The following is a 10,765-nucleotide window of genomic DNA, read 5'->3' as shown; positions in this document are numbered from 1 at the left end:
CCCATTGACCTGCACGTTTCTCAAGTGACCTTAGACCCGTGCGCGCTTGTGAAAACTTTCACAAGAAATACGGAAAAGCCCCGCCCCCACTTTCACGGGGGCGGGGCGTCCAGCGTTCCGTGAGGTCAGCCGATTTCCGCTCCGTAGGCCGAAAGCGCCTCAGGGACCGGCTGGAAGAACGTCTCCCCGCCCGAGGAGCAGTCGCCGCTGCCGCCCGAGGTGAGACCGAGCGCGGTGTCGCCGGCGAAGAGCGCGCCGCCGCTGTCACCGGGCTCGGCGCACACGGTGGTCTGGATCAGACCGTCGACCTGGCCCTCCTGGTAGTTCACCGTCGCGTTGAGCGCGGTGACCTCGCCGTCGTGGACCTGGGTGGTGCTGCCGCTGCGCGTCACCTTCTGGCCGACGGTGGCGTCCCCGGCCTTGCTGATCGCCTGGGTGCCGCCGTAGAGGTTCACCTCGCTCGGGTGCGGGGTGTCGGCCGTGTACTTCACCAGGGCGTAGTCGTTGCCCGGGAAGCTCGACTCCTCCGTGGCGGCGATCTCCGAACCGCCCTGCGTGTCGGACCAGCTCTTGACCGCGTTGCCGCAGTGGCCCGCCGTCAGGAAGTAGGGCTGACCGCCCTTGACGACGTTGAAGCCGAGCGAGCAGCGCGAACCGCTCCCCCAGATCGCGTCGCCGCCGGCGATGAGGGCCTTGTACTCGCCCTTGCTCCGCTTGAGCTCCGCCTTGCCGCCCAGGCTCTTCACGATCGAGCCGACCTTGTCGAGCTTGGCGCCCTTGACCGTGCGGTCCGCCGTGACGACGACCTTGTTCGTGGCCGGGTCCATCGCCCACGAGGTGCCTGGCACGGCGGCCTTGGCGTCGAGCGTCGCACGGGCGCTCTTCAATTCAGCCAGGGAGTTCTCGACGATTCTCGCCTTGCCGCCCGCCGATTCGACGGCCTGCGCCGCGCTCTTGTCCAGCACGTTGACGACCAGGGCCTTGGCCTTGGCGTCGTAGTACGTTCCCGCGGCGTCCGCGCCGAGGTCCTTGGCCAGGGACGAGGCGAGCTTTCCGGCCTTCGCCACCGAGAGGGTGTCCGGCGTGGGGGCCGGGTCGTTCTCGCTCGCGTTCGCACTCTGGAAGGTGACTCCCGCGGCGACCAGCGCGGCGATGCCCGCGCCCGCCACGGCTGCACGCCGCTTGGGTATGCGTCGGTGCTTCAAGACTCACGACCTCCTGTGGGGGGAACGACCCGGCGGGCGTGGGGGCCTGACGGGCCGGAAGGCTTGCGCGACAAGGATTCGCCCGAGCGGAAGCGGCGCGTCCATGCCAATTGCCTCGCTTACTATCCCGACGCCGTCCGGCCGCACGCAAGGGCTGCTTCAGGACGCGCGTACGAAAGGTTCGTGCACCCCCGGCACGTCGGCCGGCCCAGGTCCCACCACGTCAGTTCCCGCTGCAAACACCCCGTGCGAGGAACGATCGTCAGCCTGTGAGGACTAGTCCTGTCCGGTTTTCGCCCCTGCGGCGGGGCCGGGCTCTCCGGTGTCCGCGGGCCCGGCTCCGGATCCCGGTTGCTGGGGCAGGGCCTGCTGGGCCCGTTCCAGGAAGCGGAGGAGCTCGACGGGGAAGGGCAGGACGAGGGTGGAGTTCTTCTCGGCGGCGACGGCCACCACGGTCTGCAGGAGCCGGAGTTGGAGCGCGGCCGGCTCCTCCGCCATCTCGTGGGCGGCCTCGGCGAGCTTCTTGGAGGCCTGGAGTTCGGCGTCGGCGTTGATGACGCGGGCGCGGCGTTCGCGGTCGGCCTCCGCCTGGCGGGCCATGGAGCGCTTCATCGTCTCGGGCAGCGAGACATCCTTGATCTCGACCCGGTCGATCTGCACGCCCCAGCCGATGGCCGGTGAGTCGATCATCAACTCCAGCCCCTGGTTGAGCTTTTCACGGTTGGAGAGCAGGTCGTCCAGGTCGCTCTTGCCGATGATGGAGCGCAGTGAGGTCTGCGCCATCTGTGAGACCGCGAACCGGTAGTCCTCCACCTGCACCACCGCCTCGGCCGCGTCGACCACCTTGAAGTAGATGACGGCGTCCACCCGGACCGTGACGTTGTCGCGCGTGATGCCGTCCTGCGCCGGCACCGGCATCGTCACGATCTGCATGTTGACTTTGCGGAGCCGGTCGACTAACGGCACGACCAGGGTGAACCCGGGCCCCCGTACGGCGTGTTGGAGCTTTCCGAGCCGCAGCACCACACCCCGCTCGTACTGCTTGACGACGCGCGCCGCCGCCATCACGTACACCGCTCCGACGGCCCCGAGGGCCGCTCCCGCCGCCACCAGCTCCTCGACCATGCCGGCCCCCAGGGTCCGAATCGGGCGTGTCGGGTGTTCCCTTCGACGGTAGCCCCGCCACGGACACAAGGGGAGAGCGCGGCGGGACACGGGTGAGCCCCCGTCCGCTGCTCGGACGGGGGCTCCGGTGCCGTTCGGGAAACCGGTGGAGGCCGCTCAGAAGACGCTGACGTTGTACGCGCGCAGCGCCTCGGTGACCGGCTGGAAGAACGTCGTGCCGCCCGACGAGCAGTTGCCGCTGCCGCCGGAGGTCAGGCCCAGCGCGGTGGAGCCCGCGTACAGGGGGCCGCCGCTGTCGCCCGGTTCGGCGCAGACCGTGGTCTTGATCATGCCGTAGACGACGTCGCCGCCGCCGTAGTTGACGGTCTGGTTCAGCGCGGTGACCCGGCCGCTGTGGATGCCGGTCGTGGAGCCGCGCCGGGTGACCGTCTGGCCGACGGTGGGGTCGGCGGCCCGGGTGATGTCCTGGCTGCCCACGGTGCCGGACTTGGTGACCGAGTTGTTCGTGTAGCGCACGATGCCGTAGTCGTTGGTCGGGAAGCTGGAGCCCGACGTGGTGCCGAGCACCGTGGTCTTCGAGGAGTTGGACCACCAGGTGCCCGCGCCGTCGGTGCAGTGACCCGCGGTCAGGAAGTAGTAGGCGCCCGCGCTGTTGCGCACGTTGAAGCCGAGCGAACAGCGCCAGCTGTCCGCGTAGATGGCGTCGCCGCCGGATATGTACTTCTGGAATTTCCCGGGGGTGCGCTGGATCTTCAGGGCGTCGGCGTTGGCGCCCGCCGCGGCCTTGATCTCGGCTATCTCGGACTTGGAGACCGTGCTGTCGGCGGTGACGACGACCTGCTTCGTGCGGGCGTCGACGCCCCAGGCGGTGCCCGCGACGTCCGCGCCGAGCACGGCGTCACTGGCCTGTTCCAGCTGCGCCGCGCTGAACGTCGTCGCGGTGTCCTGCGCGCTGGCCGAGGGGACGGCGAGCGCTCCTGCGGCGACGAGTCCGGTGGCCACGGCGAGCAGACCGGCAGATCTCGCCGTACGGCTGTGGGGGATGGTGCGCTTGATCCTCACGTTTGTTCCTCCCGAGGGAAGTCAGTGGGTCTTTGTGGGTTGAAGACCCGTGAGGCGCAGCCAAAGAGCAAGCCCGGATTCCGGATAGGCGTGCTCCTGACAAGCGCTGCTCGGGAGTATTGGGGGCGGGCACCGGCCGCACAAGGGCGCCTTTCGGCCGCCGACCGATACATGTCGGCCGACCCCGGTGGTCTCGTACCCGTGGTACGCCACCGGGGTTCCGGTCGTGTCGATGCGCTCGTGCGCGCCCGGGTACTGGGACGCCTCAGTGGTCGCGAAGGTTCCGCTCCCCCGCCGCGATCTCGGTGATCAGGGTGTTCCCGGGCGGCGGGAAGGGACAGATGAAGTGGTCGGCGAAGGCGCACGGCGGCAGCAGCGCGCGGTTGAAGTCGACCGTGGTGAGGCCGTCGGCGTCGGGAGCGGCGGGCCGCAGGAACCGGAAACGGTAGCTGGACGTGCCGCTGGTGGCGTCCGCGAAGACGGCCCACAGCGAGCCGTCGCCCTCCACACTCACCTGAAGGGTGTGCTCGACTCCCCCGAGCCGGAAGGAGAGTTCGCCGTCGAGGCCGAGGCCGCGCTCCTTGCCGTCCGCGTTGCCGACCAGGACGGTGCGGTCCTCGCCGTACGGGGTGAAGCGCCCGGGCACCGCCCAGCGGGCGTCGTACGCGGTGGCCTCGATGCCCCGGAAGACGCGGCGCGCGGTGGCGTCCGGGTCGAAGTCGCGGACCGCCCACAGGCCCTCGCGGCGCAGCACGACGAGGCGGCGGCCGCCGTGCGCGACGCGGGCGTCGGGGATCGGCGCGGTGTCGGCGGCCAGCCGGACCTCACCGCTGAACGGCCGTCCGTCGACGGTCAGTTCGTCATCGGGGCCCGCGGTCAGGACGACCCCGTCACTCTCCTCGGCCCAGTGCCCGGGGATCCCCGGAAGATGTCCGTCCGCATGGTCGGCGAGCCAGTGCGTGCCGGTGAGGGAGAGCGGCCCGTAGGGGGCCGACACCGTCTCCGTGCGCTGCTCGTGCCAGCGCTTCCACATCTCTTCGTTCTCGGTGCTCATGGTGATCAACCCTTCCATACCGGCTCCCGCAGTCCGAGGTGCGAGCGGAGCGTCGCGCCCCGGTATTCCGTGCGATACACGCCGCGTTCCTGGAGCAGCGGCACCACCCGGTCGACGAAGTCGGCGAGCCCGCCGGGGGTGAGGTGCGGCACGAGGATGAAGCCGTCGGCGGCGTCGGTGCGCACGAACTCCGTCAGCTCGGCCGCGACCGCGTCCGGGGTGCCGACGAACGACTGACGTGCCGTGGTCTCGATGACGGTCTGCCGGATGGAGAGCCCCTTGGCCTCGGCGAGGGCACGCCACCGCGCGGCGACGGCGAGCCGGTCGGCGATCGGCACCCGCCCCTGGGCCAGTTCGGAGGCGGGGTCCGGATCGAAGTCGGGGAGCGGCCCGTCCGGGTCGTACCCGGAGAGGTCCACGCCCCACACCTGCTCCAGGGCGAGGAGGGCGTTCTGCGGGGTGACCTGGCTGCGCCGGATCTCGGCGGCCTTCTCCTGCGCCTCGGCGGCGGTGTCCCCCAGGACGTAGCTGACCCCGGGCATGATCTTCAGGTCGTCGGCGGACCGCCCGTACCCGGCGAGACGGCCCTTGACGTCGGCGTAGAAGGCGCGGCCCGCCTCCAGGGTGCCGTGCCGGGTGAAGACCACGTCGGCGGCCGACGCGGCGAACTCCCGGCCCTCGGGCGAGTCCCCCGCCTGGATCACGACGGGGTGCCCCTGCGGGGAGCGCGGCACGGGGAACTCGCCCTCGATCGTGAAGTGCCGCCCCCGGTGCGCGAAGGGGCGGGGGCGGCCCTCCGGCGTCCAGGAGTCCCAGAGTTCGCGCGCGGTCGCCAGGAACTCGGCGGCGCGGGTGTACCGGTCGGCCCGGTCGAGGTAGCCGCCGCGGCGGAAGTTCTCGCCGGTGAAGGCGTCCGACGTGGTGACCACGTTCCAGGCGGCGCGGCCCGCGCTCAGATGGTCGAGGGAGGCGAACCTGCGGGCCAGTTCGAAGGGTTCGTTGAAGGTGGCGTTGACGGTGCCGGCCAGGCCGAGCCGTTCGGTGACGGCGGCGAGCGCGGTCAGGACGGTCAGCGACTCGGGCCGCCCGACCACGTCCAGGTCGTGGATGCGGCCCTTGTGCTCGCGCAGCCGCAGCCCCTCGGCGAGGAAGAAGAAGTCGAAGAGGCCCCGTTCCGCGGTGCGGGCAAGCGTCTCGAAGGACGAGAAGTCGATGTGCGAGCCGGAGGCGGGGTCGGTCCAGACGGTGGTGCTGTTGACGCCGGGGAAGTGGGCGGCCAGGTGGATCTGCTTGGCGTGTCGGGTCATGAGGGCTCCCCCGCGAGGACGGCGTAGCGGTTGGCGGGCCGGGCGAGGCCGAGGTGTTCGCGGAGCGTGCTGCCCGGATAGAAGGTGCGGAACAGGCCGCGGTGCTGGAGCAGCGCGACGGTGCCGTTGACGAGCCGCTCCAGGTCGCGGCGGGGTTCGACGGGGGTGAGGTGGAAGCCGTCGACGGCGCCCGCGCGGTGCCAGTCGGCGATCAGGTCGGCCAGGTCCACGGGCCCGCCCCGGTAGACGGATCCGGCGGCGGTGGGCAGCGGTCCCCCGCCGTGTCCCGGTTCTGCGGCGTGTTCGCCGCCGCCGAGGTCCACGTCGAGGGCCGCGAACACCCGCAGGGTCCGCGGATCGCGCCCGAACCGCGCCGCCAGCTCCCGGAGTTCGGCCCGTGCGACCTCGGCCCGCGCGGCGGACGAGGCGCGCACCAGGGCGACGTCCGCATGCCGGGCGGCCGTCTCACGGGCCGGTGACGCGGTCGCGTCCACGACCCGCACCGGGTGGCCCTGGGGTGGTCGCGGCACGATGGACGGACCCCGCACCGAGAAGGTGCGCCCCTCGAAGTCGACGTGGTGGACCTTGTCCCGGTCGATGAAGCGGCCGGTCGCCACGGACCGTATCTCCGCGTCGTCCTCCCAGCTGTCCCACAGCCGGGCGGCGACGTCGGCGACCTCGCCCGCCTCCCGCCACAGCTCCTCGCGGGGCGCGGCGGGCCGGCGCCCGAAGAGCCGGGCCTCCGCCTCGGTCGCCGACACGTCGACGGTCCAGCCGGCCCGCCCGTGGCTGACCCAGTCGAGGGTCGCGACGGCGGCCTGCACGTGGAACGGCTCGGTGTGGGTGGTCGTGACGGTCGGCACGAGCCCGACGCGTCCGGTGCGGGGCGCGATCCGGGCGGCGACGGCGAGGGCGTCGAGGCCGGGCCCGGCGAAGGAGTCCCCGAGCGTCACGAAGTCCAGCGCCCCGCCCTCGGCGAGCAGCGCGAGGTCGGTGTAGGGGCCGGCTTCGTGGGCGCCGGGGAGGTCGATGGCCGCGGCGAGATGGAGGGGGCAACTGCCGGTTCCTCGGTGGGACATCGGCTGGACCTTTCTGTACGCGGGTCTGTGTACGGGGCTGTGTACGGGTCTGTGTACGGGGCAGTACGCGGGTGGCTCGGGAGGGCTGGCTCAGGGGGTGCGCAGGAAGCGCAGTACGGCGCGTGCGGTGGCGTCGTTCTGCCGGAACGTGGGGCTGTTGGTCCGCGGCCGGGTGAACGCTCCGGCGCCGCGCGCGTCGGTGTGCGGGCCGAGCGCGAAGCGGCGCGGGTGCGGCACGCCCGCCCGGTCGAGTACGCGTCCGTCGGCCGGGTCGACGGCGAGGAGCCCGGCGGCGGTCGACGCGGCCCCCTCGGCGTACAGGGCGCGCAGGAGCGGGTCGCGGGTGCGGGCGAGGCTGGGCTGCGGCAGCCGTGCCTCGACGAGGGCGCGGGCCTCGGTGACCCGGCCGGGCAGCGTGGGACTCGCGGCGCGGAACACCCCGTCCGCCGCGGTCACCCGGACGTCCGCGCCGAGGAAGCGCACGACGCCGGCCCGGGAGAGGGCGAGGAGCTGCCGCAGCCGGGGGCCCGGCGGCCCGGACGCGAGGTAGCTGAAGAAGCCGTGCCACCACGGCCCCACGTCGCCGAGCCGCACCACCTGCCCGTACACCGAGAGCAGTCCGAGGAAGACGGCGAGGTCGGGGCTGTGTCGGGGGTCGTGGCGGCGGTCGATGTCGGCGGCGATGTGGTCGCGCAGCCCGTCCTGCAGCGCGGCGTACGAGGTGTGGCGCACCCCGGACAGCGGGTGGTCGAGCGCGGTGAGGTCGAGCCGGTCGGCGGGGTCGGGCACGGCGGAGGCGACGAGGGCGTCCAGTGCGGGGCTGCCGGGGTCGCAGGCCGCGTACTTCTCGTCGAAGTCCGTCCAGGCGGCGCGGGTGCGGTCGGGGTGCGCGGCGAAAAGACGGTGGTAGTGGGCGAAGCCGAGTTCCTTCTCGACGAGCGGCCACACGTCCCGCGCGAAGTCGAACCCGCCAGGCCGGCCGAGGAGTTCGTCGATCTGCGCCGGGCCCAGGAAGCGCGGGAGCGGCGGCCGTTCGCCCGTCCAGTCGTAGCCGATCTTCGCGCGGTAGGGCACGCCGCGCCGCGAGCCGACGTGGAGGATTGGCTCCCGCCCCGACGGGTGGTACGTGTCCCCCGCGAACCGTCCGCCGCGCCCCTCGGTGAGCAGCACCATCAGGTCGACGAAGGCGAGGCCGAAGCCGCGCACGAGGACGGGTGCGCCGGGCGCGAGCCGGGACAGGTCACTGTCGGCGGTGAAGTCGGGCGGCAGGTATACGAGGCCATTGCGGCGGGCGTGGGCGGCCAACTCGGCCTGTTCGGCGTCGGGTTCGGCGTCCAGGTGCCCCTGGGTGAGGATGACGAGGTCGGCGGCGAGCGGGGCGGCGGCGCCTTCGAGGGTGACCTCCTGGCGGGCGTCACGGGCGCCGGTGACGCGCAGAGCCCGGCACGAGTGGTGGTGGACGGTGACGCCCGCGGGCAGCGCGGCCACCGCCCGCTCGTACACCCAGCGCAGATAGGCGCCCTGCTCGCGACGTCCCGGGAAGTCCCGCCCGGCGCGCCCCGACCACTCGTGCAGGGCGGGCCCCGGCACCACCGGACCTGCGATCTCCACGGTGTCGTCGGTGAACAGCGTGACGTCCTGGGCCTGCGAGTTCATCCAGAGCAGCGGCGACTGGTCCTGCCGCCAGATCCGCCCGGCGCCGGGCGGGTACGGATCGACGAGATGGATGTCGAGGCCCGAACCCCCGTACAGCTCGGGCGCGTTGGCGGCGATGCGCTCCAGAATCCCGGTGGCGCGCGGCCCGGCCCCGACGAGGACGAGCGAGCCGGACGATGCGGCAGGGGCCTCGGACGACAAGCCAGGGGTGGTGAAAGACCTGCCAGGGGTGGCGGAGGACATGCGGAAGGCTCCGTGGATACCGAAGATCGAACACGGGTGACGCCTTCACGCGTTCACGCGGACCGAGCCCCTCAGCACGATCCGTTTCCGAGATTACGGGGCCGCTCACGTGCGCTGTCAAGGCTGTCCAGGATATGAGCCTTGCGTCTCACGGCAGTTGACGCGAAAACGGATGCCTGTTCCACTTGGCCCATGCAACCGCAGCAGTGGCTGGTCACGCGCTCCCACATCGACTTCGGTCGAGTGTGGTCGGCATCTTGTTGATGCCCTCCTGAGCCGACCGAGCCGACGCCCGGGCGTTCGTACGTACTGCGCCCGCCGCGCTCCGTACGTTCCCGGACGTCCGGGCCCGCTCCGGTCCGCTGACCCCACGCTCTCCCGTCGACGGCCGTGCGCCCGCACGCCGTCGCCCGGCCTTCACACGCGCACTCCGTCACCCCGTCCGCCGCGGGTGACGCCCCTCCCCTCGCACGTCCACCCCGCCCCGCGGGCCGCTACAGCCCGCAGTCGCAGCACTCACAGCACTCGCAGCAGTCACAGCAGCCGTCGCATCCACTGCAGTCACAGTCGCCGCAGTCGTTGCAGCAACCCTCGCGCTTCTTGCCCGACCAGGGGCCCTCGTAGTGATCGGCGCAGCACACCTTGCAGGTGCAGCAGAGACCGATGGCGACGGCACACCCCGCCCAGAAGCCGCGCTTGCCGGGCTTGGGCGGCTGCGGATCGAAGGAGGGCCCGTCACCGAACCACCCCGGACCGCCGGGCCCACCCGGGCCGCCCTGCCCAGGACCACCGGGACCACCGGGCGCGCCTCCGTACGGGTTGCCGCCCCCGTACGGGTTCTGCCCGTCGTACGGCCCTCCGGAGGGATAGCCGGTCGGCCCGCCCTGCCGCGGAGCCCCGTACGCACCGCCCTGCTGCGGCGGCCCGAAGGCGCCGGAGCCGCCCTGATGCGCCGTCACCTGGCCCGGCTGCCCCTGGACGTGGGCGTGGGCGTGGCCGCAGCCCTCGGTCCCGAAGGCCCGGTCGACCGACCTGGTCAGCTCGTGTGCGAGGAGCACATGCGCCAGCTTGCCGTCGGTGAACTGGACCTCGCGCAGTGCGAGCCGGATGCCGTGCAGCGCGTCGTCGGCCAGGCGGCGCGCCTCGGCCAGGGAGGTGCCGGTCGCGGTGAGCGGGTTCCAGGCGCCCGACGCGGCGTCAGCTTCCTTGTCCTCCACGGCGTCGAGCAGATGGGCGAGCCTGCCGAAGAGCCGGCCCGCCTCGGCGAGCGGCTCCGCGTTGCCGGGCCGCCCGGCGAGCGCGGCGGTGTGCGCGAAGGCCGCTGCGGTCGCGGTCTCAGTCGGTTCGGTGACCGTGAGCAGGGAGGTGCCGGGTCCCGCCAAGGCCTCGATCCCGGCCTGCCGTTCGACGGCGTCGACCAGGACCGCCGTGTCGAACCCCACATCGGCGCCGGTCCGCGCGCCCGCCCGGTCCCAGCCCCTGGCCACCCGGCGGGCGGCGGCCGCCACCGGCCTGCGCGCCAGCAGCCCGTCGCCGTCGACGACGTGGTCGCGGACCTTCGCCGACGCGAGCACCAGCGAGACGGCGGCGGCGAGCCGCGCGCCCTCCCCGCGGGCCACCGAGGCGGTCCGCATGCCCCGCAGGGGACAGGGCCCCGCGGTGCGCCGCCACCCGGTGGCGCGCTCGGCCTGAGCCTCCGTCAGAACCGAGATGATCAGGCCGTCGTAGTTGGTGACGACGCGGGCGAACTGCCCGTGGTCGCCGCGCAGGGCGAGGCAGAGCCCGCACAGGTGCGCCATCCACTGGGTCTTGAGCCCTTCGCCGAGGCGATGGCTGCAAGGCCTGACGATTCCGAACAAGACGACTCCCCCGAGCGGCCCGAAGCGATCAACAACGCGCATCGTAACGAGCGCCTCGTTCACCCGTACGCACCGGCCGTCACCCATACGCCCCGAAGAATCATATTTCACTCACAGTCAGCAGCCGTACACAGTACGACCCTTGAAGCGCACCGCACACCGGCGTGTTGACTCT

The 10,765-nt window shown here is 72.4% G+C and carries 8 protein-coding genes; all 8 read right to left on the bottom strand.

Annotation, left to right across the window (positions count from 1 at the left end):
• Positions 1-125: 125 nt before the first annotated feature.
• The 8 genes from ACZ6CV_RS31625 to ACZ6CV_RS31590 all read right to left on the bottom strand — a co-directional run bounded on the left by ACZ6CV_RS31625 (position 126) and on the right by ACZ6CV_RS31590 (position 10,590).
• Positions 126-1,205 carry a S1 family peptidase gene (locus ACZ6CV_RS31625; RefSeq protein WP_469254568.1) on the bottom strand — a complete coding sequence of 360 codons (1,080 nt, stop codon included), beginning with the start codon at positions 1,203-1,205 and terminating at the stop codon, positions 126-128.
• A gap of 276 nt (positions 1,206-1,481) precedes the next feature.
• Positions 1,482-2,330 carry a slipin family protein gene (locus ACZ6CV_RS31620; RefSeq protein ID WP_469254566.1) on the bottom strand — a complete coding sequence of 283 codons (849 nt, stop codon included), beginning with the start codon at positions 2,328-2,330 and terminating at the stop codon, positions 1,482-1,484.
• A gap of 156 nt (positions 2,331-2,486) precedes the next feature.
• The gene (locus ACZ6CV_RS31615) at positions 2,487-3,392 is read right to left on the bottom strand and encodes a S1 family peptidase (RefSeq protein WP_362370948.1); all 906 of its coding nucleotides are present in this window, start codon (positions 3,390-3,392) and stop codon (positions 2,487-2,489) included.
• 265 nt (positions 3,393-3,657) lie between these two features.
• Positions 3,658-4,446, bottom strand: coding sequence for a DUF1684 domain-containing protein (locus tag ACZ6CV_RS31610; protein WP_469254564.1), 789 nt, complete (start codon positions 4,444-4,446; stop codon positions 3,658-3,660).
• Positions 4,447-4,451: 5 nt separating this feature from the next.
• Positions 4,452-5,753 (bottom strand): NtaA/DmoA family FMN-dependent monooxygenase, encoded by a 1,302-nt coding sequence (locus ACZ6CV_RS31605; RefSeq protein WP_469254562.1) that lies wholly within the window; start codon positions 5,751-5,753, stop codon positions 4,452-4,454.
• Entirely contained in the window at positions 5,750-6,832 is a 1,083-nt protein-coding gene (locus ACZ6CV_RS31600) for an LLM class flavin-dependent oxidoreductase (RefSeq protein ID WP_469254560.1), read from the bottom strand. The genes ACZ6CV_RS31605 and ACZ6CV_RS31600 overlap by 4 nt, the downstream gene beginning before the upstream one ends.
• Positions 6,833-6,922: 90 nt before the next feature.
• Positions 6,923-8,689: an FAD/NAD(P)-binding protein gene (locus ACZ6CV_RS31595; protein WP_469254558.1), complete on the bottom strand. Its 1,767-nt coding sequence runs from the start codon at positions 8,687-8,689 to the stop codon at positions 6,923-6,925.
• Between the two features lie 536 nt (positions 8,690-9,225).
• Positions 9,226-10,590 carry a DUF5685 family protein gene (locus ACZ6CV_RS31590; RefSeq protein ID WP_469254557.1) on the bottom strand — a complete coding sequence of 455 codons (1,365 nt, stop codon included), beginning with the start codon at positions 10,588-10,590 and terminating at the stop codon, positions 9,226-9,228.
• Positions 10,591-10,765 lie beyond the last annotated feature (175 nt).

It is taken from the genome of Streptomyces sp. NPDC041713 (assembly GCF_055591085.1).
Note: the sequence above shows the minus strand (reverse complement) of the source record. Positions and strands in the feature narration are given on the sequence as shown.